This window comes from Streptomyces sp. CB02980 (assembly GCF_014451325.2).
In the GTDB taxonomy this organism is placed as follows: Bacteria; Actinomycetota; Actinomycetes; order Streptomycetales; family Streptomycetaceae; genus Streptomyces.
In genome coordinates this window covers 61,702-81,190 of record NZ_JACSCH020000013.1, presented here as the reverse complement: position 1 = coordinate 81,190, position 19,489 = coordinate 61,702, and the positions used below count along the sequence as shown (strand labels likewise).

Below are 19,489 nucleotides of genomic sequence, written 5' to 3'. Positions count from 1 at the left end.
TCAAGTGCAGGGGGCGGTGCGCGGACCATGCTTGCGCGTCGCCCCCGCATACGCGGGCGTCCACGGACACCCGCTGGGGCGCCCGTCAGCCCCGACGGCCGGTCGGGGGTGGGCGGTTGCCCGCGCGGTACGGGGCCGGCCAGGGGGCGGCCGGGCCCTCGTAGTCCTGTTCGGCGGCGGCGTGCAGGGTCCAGTTCGGGTCGTAGAGGTGCGGGCGGGCGAGTGCGCACAGATCGGCGCGGCCGGCCAGGAGCAGGGAGTTGACGTCGTCCCAGGAGGAGATCGCGCCGACCGCGATCACGGGGACGCCGGTCGCGTTGCGGATCCGGTCGGCGTACGGGGTCTGGTACGAGCGGCCGTAGGCGGGGGTCTCGTCGGAAACGACCTGGCCGGTGGAGACGTCGATCGCGTCGGCGCCGTGCTCCCTGAAGGCGCGGGCGACGGCGACCGCGTCCTCGTCGGTCGTCCCGCCCTCGGCCCAGTCGGTGGCGGAGATGCGGACGGTCATGGGGCGGTCCTCCGGCCACACCTCCCGTACGGCGTCGAAGACTTCGAGCGGGAAGCGGAGCCGGCCGGCCAGGTCGCCGCCGTAGCCGTCGGTGCGGTGGTTGGTGAGCGGGGAGAGGAAGCCGGAGAGCAGGTAGCCGTGGGCGCAGTGCAGTTCGAGGAGGTCGAAGCCGGCGTGCGCGGCGCGGCGGGCGGCGGCGGTGAACTCCTCGCGTACGGCGGTGAGTCCGGCGCGGTCGAGGGCGCGCGGGGTCTGGTTGACGCCGGGGCGGTACGGGAGGGGCGAGGCGGCGACGAGCGGCCAGTTGCCCTCGGGCAGGGGCTGGTCGATGCCCTCCCACATGCGCCGGGTGGAGCCCTTGCGGCCGGAGTGGCCGAGCTGGACGCCGATCGCGGTGCCGGGTGCCTGCGCATGGACGAAGGCCGTGATCCGGCCCCAGGCGGCGGCCTGTTCGTCGGTCCACAGACCGGTGCAGCCGGGGGTGATCCGGCCCTCCGGGCTCACGCAGACCATCTCGGTCATGACGAGTCCGGGGCCGCCGAGGGCCCTGGACCCCAGGTGGACGAGGTGGAAGTCGCCGGGGACGCCGTCCTCGGCGACGTACATGTCCATCGGGGAGACGACGATCCGGTTGCGCAGGGTCAGTCCCCGGAGCCGGAAGGGCGTGAACATCGGCGGGGTGCCGGGCGGGCAGCCGAAGTCGCGCTCGACGGTGGCGGTGAAGGCCGGGTCGCGGAGCCGCAGGTTGGCGTGGGTGACGCGGCGGCTGCGGGTGAGCAGGTCGAAGGCGAACCGGCGGGGCGGCCGGTCGACGTGCCCCGCGAGCTCCTCGAACCACTGGAGGCTGGCGGTGGCCGCGCGCTGGGTGGACTCGACGACGGGCCGGCGCTCGGCCTCGTAGGCGGCGAGGGCCTCGGCGGGGGTGGGGTGGTCGCGGAGGCTGTGGGCCAGGGCCAGGGCGTCCTCGACGGCAAGTTTGGTGCCGGAGCCGATGGAGAAGTGCGCGGTGTGGGCGGCGTCGCCGATGAGCACGGTGGTGCCGTACGACCAGCGCTCGTTGACGACGGTACGGAAGGCGGTCCAGGCGGAGCGGTGGGAGCGCAGTTCCCGGCCGCCGAGCGCCTCGGCGAAGATCTTCGCGCAGCGGACGGTGGACTCCGCCTCGTCGAGTTCGTCGAAACCGGCGGCCCGCCAGACCTCCTCGCGCATCTCGACGATGGCGGTGGAGGCGCCGGCCTCGTAGGGGTAGGCGTGCAGCTGCATCACGCCGTACTCGGTCTCGGCGGTCTCGAAGCGGAAGGCGTCGAAGGCGAAGTCCGCGGCGAGCCAGATGTAGCGACAGCGGTGGGTGGTGATCCGGGGGCGGAAGTGGGCGGCGTGGGCCTCGCGGGTGCGGCTGTGGACGCCGTCGGCGGCGACGACCAGGTCGTGGCCGGCGGCGAGGACCTCGGCGGGCGGGGCCTCGGTGCGGAAGCGGAGCCGTACGCCCAGGTCGGTGCAGCGGGTGTGCAGGATCTCCAGGAGCCGGCGGCGGCCGAGGGCGGCGAAGCCGTGGCCGGTGGAGGTGGTGCGGTGGCCCCGGTGGACGACGTCGATGTCGTCCCAGCGGACCAGGTCGCGGCCGAGTGCCTCGTAGACGACGGGGTCGGCGTCCCGGATGCCGCCGAGGGTCTCGTCGGAGAGGACGACGCCGAAGCCGAAGGTGTCGGAGGGGGCGTTCCGCTCCCAGACGGTGACCTCACGGGCGGGGTCGAGCCGCTTGAGGAGCGCGGCGGCGTAGAGCCCGCCGGGTCCGCCACCGACGACGGCGATACGGGAGAAGGCGGGGGCGGGGGCGGGGGCGGGGGCGGGGGCGCGACGGGGGTCGGGGCCCGGGTCCCGCCCCGGGGGCGGCATCGTCAGCACCCCCGCCATTTCGGGGGGCGTTTCTCCGTGAAGGCGGCGTGGAACTCGGCGTAGTCCTCGCCGTTCATCAGGAGGGCCTGGGTGGCCGCGTCCAGTTCGATCGAGGCGGCCAGCGGCATGTCGAGTTCCGAGGTGAGCAGCGCCTTCGTCTGGGCGAGGGCCAGTGCCGGGCCGTCGGCCAGGCGGCGGGCGAGCTCGGCGGCCCGCTCCCCCGCCCCGCCCTCCTCGGTGAGCTCGGAGAGCAGGCCGATGCGCTCGGCCTCGGGGGCCAGGACGGGCTCGCCCAGCATGAGGAGCCGGGTGGCGTGTCCGAGGCCGACGACCCGGGGCAGCAGATACGCCGCGCCCATGTCGCCGCCGGAGAGTCCGACCCGGGTGAAGAGGAACGCGAAGCGGGTCGTGGGGTCGGCGATCCGGAAGTCGGCGGCGAGGGCGAGGACGGCCCCGGCGCCCGCCGCGACGCCGTGGAGGGCGGCGACGACCGGGAAGGGGCACTCGCGGAGCGCCCGGACGACCTGGCCGGTCATCCGGTTGAAGTCGAGGAGCTGGGCGGTGTCGAGCGCGAGCGTGGCGCCGATGATCTCGTCGACGTCGCCGCCGGAGCAGAAGCCGCGGCCCTCGCCGTCCAGGACGAGCGCGCGGACGGACCGCTCGCGGGAGAGCTCGGCGAGGAGGTCGCGCAGGTCGGCGTAGGCGCCGAAGGTGAGGGCGTTGAGTTTCGCGGGGCGGGCCAGCGTGACGGTGGCGACACCCCGGTCGATGTCGACGCGCAGATGGTGCCAGCGTGCCGTGCGGGGCGTGGAGCCGGTAAAGGGGCTCATCCGGAACGGCCTCCTTCCTCCGTTCGGAGGGTATCACTCTACTGTGACCGTCGTCACGAGTACGCGATAAGGGAGGGATGAGGGCGCCCCGCAGAAGGTCCTCGGCAGCTGGTGACGGAAGTCCCTACCGATCAGGGAGGGGCGCCTCTGGAGAATCGATTTGCACCTCGTAAGGTTGAAACCAGGACGTCTCGGGATGCCTCCACCCCACTCGCCCACCCCCCACTCGGTGAAGGGAGCCTGCCCCATGCCCGAAGCCACCGGACCCGCAGCCGGCCCACCCGCCGGACCGACGGGACCCACCGCATACGGACCCACCGCACACGGGCCCACCGCCTCCTGGCGCGTCCGGCTGCCCCACACCACCGCCGCCGTGCCGATCGCCCGCGCCCTGATCCGTACCGCTCTCACCGACCTCGACCCCGCGACCGGCGGCCACCCCGACAGCGACACCGCGGAGCTGCTCACCGCCGAGCTCGTCGCCAACGCCGTCGAGCACACCGCAGGCCTCGGCCCCATCGAGCTGGTCGTCGAGCTGCTCGCCACGCCCGGCGGCTGTCAGATCGAGGTCCACGACTCCGAGCCCGCCCGCGCGGGCGAGCTCGTCTGCCCCGAGCCGGGAGAGGTGGACCCCTGGCAGGAGCACGGCCGGGGTCTGCTCCTCATCCGGGCCCTCAGCAGCGACTGCGGCCACCGCCCCACCGCGCAGGGCAAGGCGGTCTGGTTCACTCTGCCGGGGATACCGGCGCAGCGCCCTCGCTCGGAGCAGTGACCAGACGCGAGCGGCGGCGCCCGTAGACGGCGTACACCAGCGTCCCGACGACCAGGAATCCGGCGAACTGCAGCCAGGTCGTCCAGCCCGTGCCCCAGATCAGGTAGAGACAGAACCCGATGCCGAGGATCGGGCTCAGGGGGAAGAGCGGCACCCGGAACGAGCGCGGCAGCTCGGGATTCCGGCGCCGCAGCACCATCACCGCGAGGTTGACGACCGCCATGACCGCGAGCGTGCCGATGGTGGTCAGGTTGACGACCACGTCGAGCGAGGCGAACGCCGCCGGTACGGCGAAGACCGCGGCCACGATCCACGTGTTGGCCACCGGAGTGGCGGACTTCGGCGAGACCCGCTCGAAGACACGGGGCACGAGACCGTCCCGGGACATCGACATCAGGATGCGGGTCTGCCCGTACATCACCGCGAGGACGACGGACGCGATGGCGACGACCGCGCCGAACGCGATGATCCCGCCGCCGACCGACGATCCGGTGACCTGGTCGACGACCAGCGAGAGCGCGGCCGGCTGACCGGCCACGGCGTCGGCGCCGAGGGCCCCGATCGCGGAGAGCGCGACGGCACAGTAGAGCAGCGTGACGAGCCCGATGCAGATGAGGATCGCGATCGGGATGTTCCGGCGCGGGTTCTTGACCTCCTCGCCGGCCGTGGTGATCGCGTCGAAGCCGATGTACGAGAAGAAGGCCACCGAGGCGCCCGCGGTGATCCCGCCCATGCCGTGCTCGGCGAAGGGCGAGAGGTGGCCCGCCTGGAAGGCCGAGAAGCCGACGGCACAGAAGACGATCAGGATCCCGATCTTGAGGATCGCCATGGCGGCGGTGGCCCGCGCGCTCTCCCGGACCCCGCGCACCAGCAGGGTGGCGGCGAGCGCGATCACGACCACGGCGGGCACGTTGACCACCCCGCCCTCGCCGGGTCCGGCGGAGAGCGCGGCCGGGAGCTGCCAGCCGGTGAGGCTTTCGAGCAGTTCGTTGAGGTACTGGCTCCAGCCGACGGCGACCGCGGAGACCGAGACTCCGTACTCCAGGAGCAGGCACCAGCCGACGAGGAAGGCGGCCCGCTCGCCGAGGCTCGCGTACGCGAAGGAGTACGAGGAGCCCGAGACCGGGATCGCGCCGCCCAGCTCCGCGAAGGAGAAGGCGGTGAAGACGCAGGTGATCGCGGCGAGGACGAAGGAGATCACCACCGCGGGGCCCGCCTCGGCGACGCTGTCGGAGAGCCCGACGAAGATGCCGGTGCCGACGATCGCGCCGACGCCGAAGCACACGAGCTGGAAGAGGCCCATGGTGCGCTTGAGGCCGTGGCCTTCGAGGTCGGCGCCGGATTCGGCGAGGAGCTGCTGCGGGGTCTTGATCCGCGAGACGGACGGGGTCATGCGGTGGTTCTCATCTCTCATGGGCACGCGTCAGGGGGTCCAGGCATGCACGCCCGAACCCCCTGTAAAGGTGCGATCGTAAACCGCACCACGCATAATCACCCAATCGGGCGTAAAGCTATGCCATCGGGAGCACCGTGGGGACCGCCGCGGGGATCACCGTGGGAAGCGGGCCGCCGGCCATCGTCGCGACCAGGACCGCCTTGATCGTGTGCATCCGGTTCTCCGCCTCGTCGAAGACGACCGAGTGCGCCGACTCGAAGACCTCGTCGGAGACCTCGAGCTCGGTGAGACCGTGCCGGGCGTGGATGTCCCGCCCGACGTCCGTACCCAGGTCGTGGAAGGCCGGCAGGCAGTGCAGGAACCTGACGCCGGGGTTCCCGGTGGCGCGCAGCACGTCCATCGTCACGGAGTACGGGGCGAGGGCGGCGATCCGCTCGTCCCAGACCTCCTTCGGCTCACCCATGGAGACCCAGACGTCGGTGGCCACGAAGTCGGCACCCCGGACCCCCTCGGCCACGTCCTCGGTGAGGGTGACCGTGGCCCCACTGGCCTCGGCGAGCTCGCGGGCGGCGGCGACGATCCCTTCGGACGGCCAGTACGCCCGCGGGGCGACGATCCGGACGTCCATGCCGAGCAGGGCGCCGGTGACCAGGTAGGAGTTGCCCATGTTGAAGCGGGCGTCGCCGAGGTAGGCGAAGGAGATCGCGTCCAGCGGCTTGTCCGTGTGCTCGGTCATGGTGAGCACGTCGGCGAGCATCTGGGTGGGGTGCCAGTCGTCCGTGAGCCCGTTGAACACGGGGACGCCGGCGAAGGCCGCGAGTTCCTCGACGATGTCCTGGCCGTCGCCCCGGTACTCGATGCCGTCGAACATCCGGCCGAGGACGCGGGCGGTGTCCTTGACCGACTCCTTGTGACCCATCTGGGAGCCGGACGGGTCCAGGTAGGTGGTGCTGGCCCCCTGGTCGGCGGCGGCGACCTCGAAGGCACAGCGGGTGCGGGTCGAGGTCTTCTCGAAGATCAGCGCGATGTTCCGGCCGCGCAGCCGCTGGACCTCGGCACCGGCCTTCTTGGCGGCCTTGAGTTCGGCGGAGAGCGCGATCAGGCCGCGGAACTCCTCGGCGGTGAAGTCCAGCTCCTTGAGGAAGTGGCGGCCGATGAGGTCTGTGGCCATGGGACGCGCTCCTGTGGGTACGGTCGAGGGGTCGGCGATCGGGGACGACGATCAGGGACCCTGGAAGTGTATACGCACTTCAACATTTATATACAGCCCTGGCCTCGTTCATATACAGCCCGGCACATACAGTCCCGGCTCTCGTCCCGTACTGCCCCCGGCTCTCGTTCCCGTACTGCCCCGGCTCTCGTTCCCGTACTGCCCCGGCTCTCGTTCCCGATACTGCCCCCGGTTCCTGTGCAGCCCGGCCTCCGGCGGGAGACCTCAGGCGGCGTCCCGCTCCACCGGGCAGCTCATACAGCGCGGGCCGCCCCGCCCCCGGCCCAGCTCACTGCCGGGGATCTCGATGACCTCGATGCCCTGCTTCCGCAGATGGGTGTTGGTCGTGACGTTCCGCTCGTACGCGACGACCACCCCCGGCTCCACCGCGAGCACGTTGCAGCCGTCGTCCCACTGCTCGCGCTCGGCCGCGTGCACGTCCTGCGTGGCCGTCAGGACCCGGATGTCCTGGAGGCCCAGCGCCGCGGCGATGGCGCTGTGCATCTGCTCCGGCGGATGGTCGGTCACCCGCAGGGAATGGCCTGCGTCCCCCGGCTCGATCGTGTACGAGCGGAGCATCCCGAGCCCCGCGTACTGCGTGAACGTGTCCTGGTCGACCATCGTCATCACCGTGTCCAGGTGCATGAACGCGCGCCGTTTCGGCATGTCGAGCGCGATGATCGTGCGCGCCGAACCCGCCGCGAACATGCCCCGGGCCAGCATCTCCACCGCCTGCGGCGTCGTCCGCTCGCTCATCCCGATCAGCACGGCGCCGTTGCCGATGACGAGCACGTCCCCGCCCTCGATCGTCGACGGGTAGTCGGCCTGCCCCTCCGACCAGTGGTGGAAGGTGCCCGCCTCGGCCCCCGTGAACAGGGGATGGTGCTTGTAGATCGCCTCGAAGTGCACGGTCTCGCGCTGCCGGGCCGGCCAGCGCATCGCGTTGATCGAGACGCCGTCGTAGATCCAGGCCGAGGTGTCCCGGGTGAAGATGTGGTTCGGCAGTGGGCCGAGGACGAAGTCGTCCAGGTCCATGGCGTGGAAACGGACCGAGGTCGGCTCCCGGTGCGCCGCCAGGAACTCCCGCTTCGTCATCCCGCCGATGAGCGCCTCGGACAGCGCGACCGCGTCCAGCGAGTCGAACGCGGCCCGGAGATGGTCGGTGGCGAGCGGTCCGTACTCCTTCTCGTCGAAGACCCGGTCGAGCACCAGCGCGCGTGCGGTGGGCACGTCGAGGGACTCGCTCAGGAGATCCCCGAAGAGGTGCACCTCCACGCCCCGGTCGCGCAGCACGTCCGCGAAGCCGTCGTGCTCCTGCCGGGCCCTGCGCACCCAGAGCACGTCGTCGAAGAGCAAGGCGTCCTTGTTGGTCGGGGTGAGCCGCTTCAGCTCCAGATCGGGCCGGTGCAGGATGACGCGGCGCAGCCGCCCGGTCTCGGAATCGACGTGGAATCCCATGCGTCCATCCTGACGGAGCGGGGCGCCCGTGGCCCGTGTTTCGGGACAGGCGGGGCCGGGACGCGTCGGGTGACCGGCGGCGTCCCCGCGCCCCGCTGCGGCGGTCCCGGCATCGGTCCCGGTATCAGTCCCGGTATCGGTCCCGGTCAGCCGAACCACTGCCGTACGGCGACGAGCAGGAGGATCGCCACCACCATGCCCCCGATCAGCAGCCCGGCGCGGCGCAGGAAGCGCCGGGTGTAGCCGTTGCCGGGATCGTCCGGCCGGCCGGTGACCGCCCCGGGTGCGGGCGGCCCCGGGCGGCGTGCCGTACGGGGCACGCCGTACGCGTCCTTGAGGAGGGTGAGCCAGACGGCTTCCGGCAGGCCGGGGCGCTCGTCGTCGACGATCAGCCAGAAGGTCTCACGGGCGGACGGCACCGGGCTCGTGCGGAGCCGCGCGAGCAGCTCCCCCACGGTGCCGACCGGGGCGTCGCCGCCGGCGAGGAGCGGGCGGACGGCCCAGCGGTGCAGCTCGGCGGCGTTGGCCGCGCGCTGCTCCTCCGGCGGGTCGGACGGGTCGGCGGAGGCGCCCGACGGTGCGACGGCCCAGAACTCCTTGCCGATGGCCACCTCGCACAGCTCCCGGCGCAGCGGATGCTCCCAGGACGGCAGGCGCCGGGCGGCCTCGCCGAGGAGGAGGGTGAGGACGACGTACGCCTGCGGGCGGCGCAGCGAGTCGAGCAGCTCGCGGTTGCCGCCGCGCTCGACGAGCTCGCGCGCCTCGTCCACGGTGCGCGCGGCGGGCAGCTTGTGCAGGAGGCCGGTCTCGGCCTCTCGCTCCCGCCCACGGCCCCGCACCGCGGCCCAGGCCCGCCCCGAGGCCGTGGGCGGCCCGGTCCACGCGGGCGCGACGAGGGGAAGAACGGGCCGGGGGTACGTCTCGGCACCCGCCGCTTGGGTCGGGCGGGCGCCGGACTCGGCGGGCGCCTTGGAGAGATCGGGGCGGTGCGGGGGGATGTCGACGGGCCGGGACCGGTCCGGGGTCGGCGGGGCGGCGGGGCGGTCGGGGTGGGCCGTGGGGACGAGACGGGGCTCACGGTCGGCGGCGTCGCGGCTGTACGGGTCGGGCTCCGGGGTCGGGTAGGACGGGCGGTTCGGGTGGTCGGGGTCGGGGTCGGGGTCGGACTCCGGTTGGGGCGAGCGGCGGTACGGGCTCGGCTCCGAGGCCGGGTGAGGTGGGCGGTACGGGTTCGGCTGCGGGGTCGGGGGAGGCACGCGGGGCGGGGCGGCGTGATGATCCGCCGAGGCCGCGCGGCTGTACGGGTCGGGCTCCGGGGTCGGGTAGGACGGGCGGTTCGGGTGGTCGGGGTCGGGCTCCGGTTGGGGCGAGCGGCGGTACGGGTTCGGCTGCGGGGTCGGGTGCGGTGGGCGGTACGGGGTGGGCTCGGGCGTCGGGTGGGACGGGTCCGGTCGGCGGGACGGTCGTGTCGTCGGGCCGTCCTGGGGCGCCGCCGGAGCCCCGGGACCGGCCGGCGCCGCCGGCTCCGGCTCCGGCCGGTCCGGGCGGAACCATTCGTCGGGGCTCTCGTACGGACCGGGGCGGCCCGCTCCTCGGGGGTCTCCCCCGGCGGGTGCCGCGTCACCGACTCCCGGGCGGTCGGCCGTGGTGTCGCCCGCCGTCGATGGGGCGTCGTCGCCGGTCCGGCTCCCCAGGCCCCATCCCCATTTCCGGCCCGATGTCCTCCGGGCCTCCGGCGCGGACGGCGCCTCGGCGCGGGGTTCCACCGGGGCCGGCGGCCACGAGGCCCGGCCCGTGGCCCCCGGGGCGGGCGCGTACCCGCCGGGGTTGCGGCGGTCGAGGACGTCGAGCGCCCGCACGGCCGTCTCCAGGAGCGAGGCGCCACGGGCGGAGGAGGCCCCGTGCAGGGCGCTGCCGACCGCGTACTCCTGGCCCTCCCCCTCCGCGACGCCCCTCAGGTGGTGGCGGACGAGCCGGCCCGCGATCTCCTCCGCCCGGTCGCCGACGCCCTCGCGCGGGTCGACGCGGCGCCGGTCGGTGTTGCGGCTGGCCGCGCCCGACCACCGGCCGACGAACACGAAGCGGAGCGCGGTGAGTTCGACGGTGTCATGGGTGGCGAAGGTCCACCGGCGGCCGGTGAGCGCGCCGAACATGCTGTGCAGCCCCCAGAGCACGGGGCCCGCGGTGTCGCCGCGTTCGTCCAGGACGGTGAAGCGTTCGTCCTGGTGGCGCAGCAACTCCGCGACCATTCCGGTGAGTTCCCCGGCCACACGCTCCAGGGCGCCGTCGAGTTCGCCCTGCCCGTGGCCGGTCGCGGGGACGAGGACCCGTTCCGGGATCACCGGCAGCTGCCCGCGCACCCGGGCGCCGTCCATGGCCGCGCCCTCCCAGTTCCAGGCGTGGAGCCCGAGGCAGGTGGCGGGTTCGAGGAGTCCGGGTGAGCCGACGAGGGCGTGGCAGAGCACGGACGTCCCGCCGTCCGCGTCCGTGAACGGCGTGCGGCGGATCAGCATCACCTCCGAGCGCCGCTGGAGCCGGATCAGCGCGGGCCGGGTCTCCTCGCCGCTGGCGCGCAGCACGGGCCCGGACATCCGGAAGAGGTTCTCGGCCTCTTCGCGTGGCCCGGACCAGGCCACCGGTCCGAAGCCGGTGCTGCCGGTGAGGTTCTCGCTGTCCCACCGGAACACGATCTGGTCGACCTCGTTCTCCGACCGTGTCATCGGTCGATCCCCTCCATAGGTCCCGCGGTCTCCGCCCCGGGCAGCAGCCCGCACAGGGCGAAGAGCGACAGCAGTGGCGCGAGGACCCGGCGCGGCCGGGCCCCGTGCGGAAATCGGTCGCCGCGCGCCTGTCCGCCGGTGGCGGCGACGAAGTGCAGGGTGCAGTCGGCGCAGTCGTCGAACGGCTTGAGCCAGGCGGGGCTGGCCCCATGGGCCAGGAAGGCGTACGCGTCCCGGCTCTCGGCCCGTACCGCGGCGGGGTCGTGACGGCCCGGCAGGGCACGGCCGAGCCAGCGGTCGACGACCGGTTCGAAGCGCACCAGGTCGCTCTTGTTGACGGCGAGCGCGGCGGGGGCGGCGACGAGTCCGCCGCGCTGCCGGGGGATCCGGTTGAGGACGGTGGCGAAGGCCTCGTCACCGAGCTCGCGCAGGCGCAGTCCGCTCTGTTCCCGTACCGGTTCGAGGGCGGGCAGCCGGAGCGCGCGCAGCGGGTCGAGGACGAAGATGAAGGCGTCGACGCCCATGAGGAAGCGGCCGACCTCGCTGTCCTGGGCGAGGTCCTCGCCCGCGAGGTCGAAGAAGACGACGGGCCGCGGTGTGGCGCCGCCCGCCGAGACGAGCAGACCGTCGGCGAACCGGGCGAACGTCTGCTGTCCGGTGCGGCCCAACTGCCGTCCCTGTTGCAGGCTCTGGACGCGCTCGCGCAGATAGGCGCGGTGTGCCTCGGGGTTGAGCGGCAGGCACTTCAGTCCGTACGGTTCGAGGCCGCCGAGTTCGATCTCGCCCAGCATGGCGGCGAGCAGGTGGGTCTTGCCGACGGAGGAGCTGCCGACGAGGGCGATGGAGAGCGGCTCGCCGTTGACGAGGTAGGGCAGGGGCAGTTCGTGGCCCTCGTCGCCGTCCACCGTGTGCGGGCACAGGTGGTACGCCTTGCGCAGGGCGTCCGCGCGGTGGGCGGGCCGGCGTTCGGCCCTGAGGTCCAGCGGGATGCGGTTGCCCTTGGCGTCGATGGTGACGAGGAGGCGTTCGTCGTACTCGACGGGGAGCAGGCAGTGCGGGCACATCCGGCTGCGTGACGGCGGCGCCTGGACGAGTTCGGAGGGCGGGGCGGGCGCGCGGGGCGGTTCGGCGGCGCGCGGACCGGCGTGGCGGGGTGCGGCGCGGGGCGGTTCGCCGCCGCCGAAGATCTTGCTCATCAGGGAGGGGCGCGACGGGCGCGGATCCCGGCCGGGAACCTCCGGGGCCTCACCGGCCGGACCCGCGCCTGGCCGGCTCCCCCCGGACAGTGCGCGCTTCCGGGCGACCTGGGCGTCGTACTGGGCGCGGAACGGTTCGAGCACATCGACGGCGTCGGCCCCGGCCGCGAGCGGGTCGGGCACGTAGAGGAGCCTCAACAGCTCGGCCGGCTCCGGCCGTTCCGTCGCGTTCGGGGAGAAGAGACCGCTGTGCCGGAGAGCCGCGAGCCGCCGGTAGTCGTCGAGGTCCGCGGGAGGCCCCTCCCCTCGGTCGGGGCGGCCGGAGAGCAGGTAGTAGGCGAGCTCGGCGACGGACCACAGGTCGTCGCGCGGGTCGACGGTGCCGCGCCCCGCGCGCTGCTCGGGCGAGGCCCAGGGAGCCGCCCCGAAGGGTTCGCGGGCCTCTCCCGCACGCAGCGCCGCGTACGGCTCGCAGAGCCTTACCCGGGCGCCGTCCCACCGGACGTTCTCGGGTGTGATCGCCCGGTGGACGAGCCCCAGTTCACCCAGGAGGCGTACGGCCATGGCGAGTTGGCCGGTGATCCGCTCCTGGTCCTCGGCGCCGAGCCGCCCCGCCCAGTCGGAGAGCGGATGCCCGCTCGGCGGCCGGTAGAGCACGAAGGGTTCGGCGGCGGTCAGGTCGAAGCCGACGATCCGGGTGAGGATGCCGAGGAACTTGTGGCCGCCGTACCGCCGTTCGAGGGCGACGGAGGCCGCCACCTCCCGCTCCAGGAGGCCGTACGCCTGGGGGTCGCCCTGCGCGGACGAGGCAAGCCGGTACTGGACGACGGGCACGCCACCGGCCCCCAGGAACGCCCGGCGCGCGAGGAACCCGGGGCGTCCGGGGGGCCTGTGGTCCTCCCCGTACCGCACGACGAAGCGGCTCTGCGCCTCCCTGGGGGTGAGGAACTCCAGCTCCTGGTAGTACGGATGGGGCGGCGGGCTCGGCTCGCTCAGGTGGTCGGGGTGGTCCGGGCCGATGGGCCGGCCCGGGCCGGCGCCCTGGCCGCGGTCGCCAGGACCCGCGGCGTGGTTCCGGTCCTCGGGACGGTCCGGGTCGGTCCGGTGGGTCGGTCGCTCCGGGTCACGCCGACCGTTCGGATGGTCCGGGTCACGCCGACCGTTCGGATGGTCCGGGTCATGCCGGTCGTTCGGATGGTTCGGGTCGGTCACGGTTCTCCCGCCTCCTCGGCGCGGACGGTGTGCACGACGTCCGCGCGCAGTGGTACGAGGCGGAGGATTCCGGCGTGGCGTCCCGCACCGGTCCATACGACGTCCTCGGCGATGCCCCGCCAGATGTCGTCGCCTGCGGCCCCGCGCCGCATCGCCTCCGGCACGAACCGGACCTGCCGGGCGGCGAGCGGGTCGTGGGAGAGCAGTCGCATGTGCTCAGGGCCGCAGAGCGCGGCCAAGCGGGCGGGGTCGTCCTCGGCCAGGACCAGCCGGGCCACCGCGTCCGGGGCGACGCCGGTGAGCCGGGCGGCGTCGGGCCGGTCGGAACGGTCGGTGAAGGCGGCGAGGCCGGAGAACGCGTCCTGGTCACGGAGGCCGTCGTACGGGGGCGGCGGCGAGGCGGCGACGTCGCGCTCCAGACGCACCCGGGTGTCGTCCAGGAGCTCCGCGATGCGCTCCTCGTGGACCGCGGGCACCACGGCCCCGGGGTCGCGCTCGATGCCCGCCCAGCACCGGTCGAGGATCAGGAGGGTCCCGGCCACCAGGTCACCGACGAGCGTGTCGACGAGCAGGGGACCGCCGTCGCCGTACCGCCGCTCCAGCCACGCGGGCGCGGGGACGGGCCCGGGGCCGCTACCCGGTCCGGCCCAGGCCGCCCCGCCGCCGGCGACGGCGGGGTCCCGGTCGGAGGGAACGGAAGGCCCGAACGGCCCTGCGGGGTCGACCGGACCGGAAGGGCCGAACGGGTCGGAAGCACCGAGCGCCTCGGAGGGGCCGAACGGGTCGGAGGCGTACGGAGACCCGTTCGCCGGCGGAGCGGGGGCCCGTACCGGCGGCGGGGGTTCCTCGTCCATGTCCGACCACACGTCGTCCGCGCCGCCGTCCCCCCAGTCCTCCCAACTCCACGACGAGGTGGCGCCGTCCGGCCCCGGCGGCCCGGCGGACTCCCTCCGGAGTCCCCCCTCCGCCGGGTCGGCGGAGTCGGCCGACGGCACGTACCCGTATCCCGGCCCGTTCGCGTGGGACGGCCCCCGGCCGTACGCGTCGGCCGTGTCCGCGAGGCCGCGGAGCAGTCGGGCCACCGCGCCCGCGCCCGCCGAGCAGTGGTGCCGCACCTCGGCGAAGAGCCAGTCGTGCACGGCGGTCGTGACCACCAGGCTCTGGACCTCGCGCAGGATCCGCCAGGCGTCCTCCGGGTCCGCCCGGGCCCACCAGTCGTCCACGGCCCGGCTCCAGTCGCGCAGCGCGAGGAGGAAGACCGTCGTCAGGGACACCGCGAGGGCCACCGCCCCCGCCCACGGCGGCAGGCCGAGGAACTGGCCGAGGCCCGCCCCGACGAGACCGCCGAGCACTCCGCCGAAGAGCCGGGGCGCCGCCCCCGTGGCACCGCCTCCGTCGATCCGCCCGTCCGGTGAACGGTTCGGCCTGCGCCGCAGCATCAGATGGGCGAGCCCGGCGGCGAGCACGCCGACGGCCGGGCCGAGGACCCAGCCGAGGACCGGCCAGACCCCCGCCAGCAGGGCCAGGAGGCCGGTCACGGCGAAGGCGACCGGCCGTGAACCGCCGGCCGTGAACGGATACCGGCCGCCGAGCCGCCGCAGCCGCTCCGGCCCGCAGATCGCGTCCAGCCGGGCGAGCCGGGAGGCGCTGCCGACGGGCGCGGTGCGTGCGGAGAGCGCGGCGAGCCGGGCCGCCACCGAGCGCAACGGCAGCCCCTTGCCAATCAGTTCGTGGGTGTGGTCGCGCAGGGCGGGGACGATGCCGGCGCGTGAGATCTCCCGTGGCATCTCGGGCAGTTCGATGCCCCGGTCCCGCAGCACTCCCCGGTGCTCGACGGTGAGCCGGCTGCCGCCCGCGGCGGCGAACGCGTCCGCGACGGCGATCCGCAACCGCTCCAGCTCCCCCGCCACCCGCTCGATGTCCCCCGGCAGATCGACCGTACGGCCGGCCCCCGTGAGGAGTCCGGCCGCGCCGCGCACCCGGTGGTAGCCGTCGACGGCGTCCTGGACGGCCTCGTCGCAGGTGGCGAGCCGGAGCCCCGCCCGGCCCTGGGCGGGCAGCCAGCGGTGGTCGGCGAGCGAGCGCGGCAGGCCCTCGTCGAGCAGCAGCGCGAGCGCGGGCGGCACCTGCTCGGCCGAGGCGCTGCCGGCCGGGACCTCCGGGCCGGTGAGCCCCTCCACCGCCTGCCGCCAGGCGCGCGCCCGCGCCTCGTCGGTGAGGTCGTGCTCCAGGACGCGTACGGCGGGCACGGCGACGCCGTGCACCACCTCGCCGAGCGCGCGCAGTACCGCGTCGAAGACCTCGGGAGTGGACAGGACGTCGACGAGCGGACGCAGCACCGCCTCGGCCGGGACGCCCTCCTCCGTCGTGTCGAACACCCACAGGACACCGGCGGCGGGCGGGCGGAGGGTGAGGGTGCGGCGTACGGTCCGCTCGCCCCGGGCCCCGACGGCCAGGCAGACGATGTGGGCGGGCCCGTAGGAGGAGAGCCGCTCGTACAGCAGCTGGTGGGAGACGAGCCGGTCGGCCTCGTCGAGGACGAGGAAGCGGCGCTCGCCGCCGGGCTGTGGGGCGTCGAGGGCGGCGCGTACGACGGCAGCGGGGTCGTACGCCCCCGCCGTCCGCAGGTCGAGGCAGACGGCGTGGCCGGGCAGCGGCCGTTCGGGGAGGACGCGCGCGCTCACTCCGCCTCCCCGGCCCGGTCGCGGTGGGAGGGCTCGTCGTCGAAGTCGGGACCGAAGTCGGGTCCGAAGTCGGGTCCGAAGTCGGGCTCGGGGTCCATCTCCCAGTCGTCCTCGAAGGCGGAGTTCCGCCGGGGCGGCTGGGCCGCGGGGCCCGGGCCGGGGGCGTCTCCGTTGCCATAGGCGGTACGGGGATCGGGCACGGCGCCGGTCCCGTATCCGGGTCGGGGGCCGTTCTCGTACCCGGGTCGGGGGCCGTTCTCGTACCCGGGTCGGGGGCCGTTCTCGTACCCCGAGCGGGGGTCGTTCTCGTACGCGGGACGGGCGCCGTTCTCGTACGACCGGGGTCGCCGCACCCCCTGCCGGCCGCCACCTTGACCGTGGTTCTGGTTCTGGTTCTGGTTCTGGTTCTGGCTCTGTCCCTGGCCGTGGCCCTGACCCTGGCCCTGGCCCTGGCCCGGCACCATGCCGGCCCGTGGCGCGTGCCGTTCGTACAGCGCCCGCAGGCTCGACCGGGTCGCCCGGGCCGACCTCGGGAAGCGCATGTCGAGGGCGCCGGGGAAGGTGACCTCCCAGAAGTGGCGCAACGGGGCCAGCCATTCGATGTCCGATTCGCCGTACTCGCCGTATTCGGCGACGAGTTCGTCGATCAGGGCGAGCTGGCGCGGCGCGACCTGCTCCACGAAGTGGGCGAAGAGCGGTGACGGCGGCGCCGGGACCTGCGCGAGGCCCTTGGGCAGGGCCTGCATGAGGCGTTCGCAGAACTGCTCGATGATCTGCCCCTCGTCGAGCAGCGCCCACCGCTCGTACGCGCGCAGCAGCCCCGCCCAGCTGGTGAGCGAGCCGTCGAAGTCCTCGAGACGCAGGGACATGGCCGCGGACTCGCCGTCCTGCAGCCGGATGCGGACGCGGTGGGGCGAGCCGGCCGGGCCCTCGGTGTCGATGTGCCCGTTCCACATGGCGCAGAGCAGCCGGTGCAGGATGCGCTGCCGGTCGTGCTCGGTGGAGACCAGCCAGTCGTCCTCGTAGCCGAGCCGCTGGCGCCAGTGCAGGAAGTCGTCCTCGCCGGCCGAGTCGCGGGCCTCGGACCAGAGGCTGAGGACGTTGCGGACCTCGGAGATGTCGGTGAGGTTCATGCCGCTGCGGAAGAAGACGACGGTGATGGAGTCGGTGTCGCCGGCCCGGCTCTCCGGGGTCACCCGGGAGGGCAGGTTGAGTGCCTGCTCCAGGTACTCCCGGGCGCGGCCGTCGGACTCGCTCGCCGGATGCACGATGAGGATCTTGAGCGGTCCGCTGCCGTCCGGGACGAAGCCCACCGGGATGAGCCCGGCGAGACGGGAGCGGAACTGGTCGAGCCAGCGCGCGTCGACCTTCGCCTCGGCGGTCTCGTCGCCCGCGGCGGCCCGGAGCAGCAGTTCCATGGAGGGCAGCAGGGGGCGGGCGAAGGCGTCCTCGTTGGCCTCGCCGAAGAGCCGCTTGACCCGTCGTTCGACGACCTGCTTGATCTCCTTCACCGCCGCGCCGGACGATCGGCGGACCGCGTCGAGTGCCCGTCGCCAGTCCTCGGGGCCGACGATCCGGCCGAGCAGGTTCGCGGCGTCGGAGGACTCGGGCAGGCCCTCGCTCTGGGCGAGCCGGTCGACGACGTCGTCGTAGAAGGCGCGCAGGGTGTTCTGCGGGGGCAGCAGATAGGCGATGCCCGCGCGGTCGTCGCGGTAGAGGTCGCGGCGGCTGTCGGCGAAGGCCTTGCCCTCGTCCTGCTCGTGGTCGCGGAGCGCCTTGACGAGCTCGGCGACCTCGGAGCTCGCCTTGTTCAGGGAGGGCCGCCACTGGGCCTCGCCGTTCTGCCAGCCGTGGTGCCAGAGGGTGCGGGCCCGCCACTGGTACCAGGCCTGCTGGGCGGCGAGCGCGTCCTGGACGTCGGGGTCGCTCCACCGGGCCGGTACGACCCCGCCGACAGGGCCCTTGATCGGGGGGAGGTTGGGGGCGGCCGTGTGGACGTTCGGGGGTCGTTCGGGTTCGTTCCGCCGGTTGTCGATCATGCCGGTGAAGCCCTCCCTCGCCACCCGGTCGGGGTGGCCCGGCAGGCCTGACAGGATGACTTTGATCTGGAACGGGTCCATGGCGCCGAGGAGTTCGCGGACCCCCGCGCTCGGCCTGAAGTCCTCGGTGAGGCGCGGGATCTCGCGGGCGAGACCGGTGTCGAGGCGGCGCAGGGCCTCCTCCATGTCCCCGAGCCGGTTCCGCAGTTCCTGGGTGATCTTCGTCTTCCCCCGGGGGAGTTGTTCGGGGAGGGGGACGTCCGGGGCGTCCCGGGTCCAGAGGCGGCCGATGCCGGAGCGGTTGAACAGCTCCCTGACGTGGTTCTGTCCCTCCCGGTCGGGGCGCCGGGCCCGCTCGGTCATGCCGCGTACGGCCTGGGCGAGGAGCCGGGCGGCGACGATCTCGGCGAGGTCGTCGACGGGCACGGTGAGGGCGGCGGCGAGGCTGGTGGACATGCCTCGGTAGCCGATGCCGGTACGGGCCGGGGTGGAGCGTTCCACGGCCTTGTTGATGAAGCTGGCGGCGAAGGACTGGTAGTCCTCCTCGGCGCGGGTCGCCGAGCCGTTGTCCTGGCCGAGGTCGGTGCCGATCAGCGACATCACCATGGCGGCGATGGAGCGCCGCAGGTCCTCGCTGTTGATGACGGAGGGCTTGGAGAAGAGGAAGGCGGTCTGCATGGTGGCGGGACGCAGCGCGACGACGCCGTCGCCGGGGTACGTGACGCTGAGCCGCCCGCGGTCCTCGACGTCGCCGACCTGGTCGACGGCGTCGGGCACGTTCTGGTCGTCGACGAGCCGCGAGAGGTCCACGAGGGCGCGGGCGGAGTTGAGTTCGGCCTCGCGTCCGCCACCGGCCTCCGGCGGGAAGGCGGAGGGCATGACGACGAGCGGGTAGATCTTCACCCCGGGCACCCGGGCGTTGCGGAACTCGTGCCCGATGAGGTGGATGAAGTCGTAGAAGATGCCGGCCCCGGTGCCGCCGGCGACGGAGAAGGCGACGAACACGTCGCAGCCCCGGATCTTGCCGCCACCGACCCGCCGCAGGTCGCCCGCGGCCTGCCCGATGGATCCGATCGCCTCGCGGAGCTGCCGCAGGACGGGTTCGAGCCCGGAGCGGAGGGTCGCGAAGAGCGCGGAGCGTCCGACGGTCGGCAGCTGTCCCGCCCCGTTGTTGAGCGGGGCCACGCGCGGCTCACGGGCCTTCGGCGGCAGCCAGAGCCGGGTCTCCTCGGGGACGGAGACGCGCAGCATGCGCGTCACCTCGGGCGAGGAGTCGAAGTCGGTGGGCAGCAGGTCGCGGACGATCCGGGAGGTGCGGGCGAAGGCGGCTCCCTCGGCGCCCCTCGCCTTGAACTGCGGGTAGTTGAGCAGCTCGGCCTCGCTGAAGTCGGCGTAGACGAACTGGAGACAGTCGGGCAGCTGGAAGGGCATGCGGCGGCCGCCGTCGACCAGGTCGGTGCCGTCCGGGCCGCACAGCTCCCGGCGCAGACTGCGTTCGAGCTCGGTGCCGATGCGTCCGCCCGTGCCGCCGAGCCCGACGAAGAGCATGGGCTGATAGATCTTCATGT

10 protein-coding genes are annotated in these 19,489 nt (G+C 73.9%); 1 reads left to right on the top strand and 9 read right to left on the bottom strand.

From position 1 onward, the window contains the following. Positions 1–85: 85 nt before the first annotated feature. Together E0F75_RS25610 and E0F75_RS25605 are read right to left on the bottom strand one after the other, a co-directional pair. Positions 86–2,422, bottom strand: a complete 2,337-nt coding sequence (locus tag E0F75_RS25610) for a bifunctional salicylyl-CoA 5-hydroxylase/oxidoreductase (protein WP_229312946.1) — start codon at positions 2,420–2,422, stop codon at positions 86–88. Then, a complete protein-coding gene (locus E0F75_RS25605; protein ID WP_229312937.1) occupies positions 2,407–3,234 on the bottom strand; it encodes an enoyl-CoA hydratase family protein in 828 nt (275 codons plus the stop codon). The genes E0F75_RS25610 and E0F75_RS25605 overlap by 16 nt, the downstream gene beginning before the upstream one ends. Before the next feature lie 247 nt (positions 3,235–3,481). Between E0F75_RS25605 and E0F75_RS25600 the strand changes: the two genes are divergently transcribed. Further along, the gene (locus E0F75_RS25600; protein WP_229312935.1) at positions 3,482–4,006 is read left to right on the top strand and encodes an ATP-binding protein; all 525 of its coding nucleotides are present in this window, start codon (positions 3,482–3,484) and stop codon (positions 4,004–4,006) included. On the opposite strand, the gene E0F75_RS25595 is transcribed toward E0F75_RS25600, so the two are convergent. The 7 genes from E0F75_RS25595 to E0F75_RS25560 all read right to left on the bottom strand — a co-directional run bounded on the left by E0F75_RS25595 (position 3,960) and on the right by E0F75_RS25560 (position 19,487). Then, on the bottom strand, positions 3,960–5,399 hold the full coding sequence (locus E0F75_RS25595) for an amino acid permease (protein ID WP_229312922.1): 1,440 nt from the start codon (positions 5,397–5,399) through the stop codon (positions 3,960–3,962). The genes E0F75_RS25600 and E0F75_RS25595 overlap by 47 nt on opposite strands. A gap of 118 nt (positions 5,400–5,517) precedes the next feature. After that, positions 5,518–6,573: an ornithine carbamoyltransferase gene (argF, locus tag E0F75_RS25590; protein WP_229312920.1), complete on the bottom strand. Its 1,056-nt coding sequence runs from the start codon at positions 6,571–6,573 to the stop codon at positions 5,518–5,520. Between the two features lie 264 nt (positions 6,574–6,837). After that, positions 6,838–8,070 carry an arginine deiminase gene (locus tag E0F75_RS25585; protein ID WP_229312918.1) on the bottom strand — a complete coding sequence of 411 codons (1,233 nt, stop codon included), beginning with the start codon at positions 8,068–8,070 and terminating at the stop codon, positions 6,838–6,840. A 146-nt stretch (positions 8,071–8,216) separates the two neighbouring features. Then, positions 8,217–10,790: a hypothetical protein gene (locus tag E0F75_RS25580; protein ID WP_229312916.1), complete on the bottom strand. Its 2,574-nt coding sequence runs from the start codon at positions 10,788–10,790 to the stop codon at positions 8,217–8,219. Next, entirely contained in the window at positions 10,787–13,198 is a 2,412-nt protein-coding gene (locus E0F75_RS25575) for a hypothetical protein (RefSeq protein WP_308189604.1), read from the bottom strand. Before E0F75_RS25575 ends, E0F75_RS25580 begins: the two co-directional genes overlap by 4 nt. After that, on the bottom strand, positions 13,195–15,882 hold the full coding sequence (locus E0F75_RS25565) for a hypothetical protein (protein WP_229312914.1): 2,688 nt from the start codon (positions 15,880–15,882) through the stop codon (positions 13,195–13,197). Before E0F75_RS25565 ends, E0F75_RS25575 begins: the two co-directional genes overlap by 4 nt. Further along, entirely contained in the window at positions 15,879–19,487 is a 3,609-nt protein-coding gene (locus E0F75_RS25560) for a tubulin-like doman-containing protein (RefSeq protein ID WP_229312912.1), read from the bottom strand. Before E0F75_RS25560 ends, E0F75_RS25565 begins: the two co-directional genes overlap by 4 nt. Between the last annotated feature and the right edge of the window lie 2 nt (positions 19,488–19,489).

Excerpts from the sequence above, each read along its gene's own strand:
- E0F75_RS25595 (WP_229312922.1), bottom strand. The coding sequence starts at position 5,399 with ATGACCCCGTCCGTCTCGCGGATCAAGACCCCGCAGCAGCTCCTCGCC.
- E0F75_RS25560 (WP_229312912.1), bottom strand. The coding sequence starts at position 19,487 with ATGAAGATCTATCAGCCCATGCTCTTCGTCGGGCTCGGCGGCACGGGC.
- argF (WP_229312920.1), bottom strand. The coding sequence starts at position 6,573 with ATGGCCACAGACCTCATCGGCCGCCACTTCCTCAAGGAGCTGGACTTC.
- E0F75_RS25600 (WP_229312935.1), top strand. The coding sequence starts at position 3,482 with ATGCCCGAAGCCACCGGACCCGCAGCCGGCCCACCCGCCGGACCGACG.
- E0F75_RS25605 (WP_229312937.1), bottom strand. The coding sequence starts at position 3,234 with ATGAGCCCCTTTACCGGCTCCACGCCCCGCACGGCACGCTGGCACCAT.
- E0F75_RS25610 (WP_229312946.1), bottom strand. The coding sequence starts at position 2,422 with ATGGCGGGGGTGCTGACGATGCCGCCCCCGGGGCGGGACCCGGGCCCC.
- E0F75_RS25580 (WP_229312916.1), bottom strand. The coding sequence starts at position 10,790 with ATGACACGGTCGGAGAACGAGGTCGACCAGATCGTGTTCCGGTGGGAC.
- E0F75_RS25585 (WP_229312918.1), bottom strand. The coding sequence starts at position 8,070 with ATGGGATTCCACGTCGATTCCGAGACCGGGCGGCTGCGCCGCGTCATC.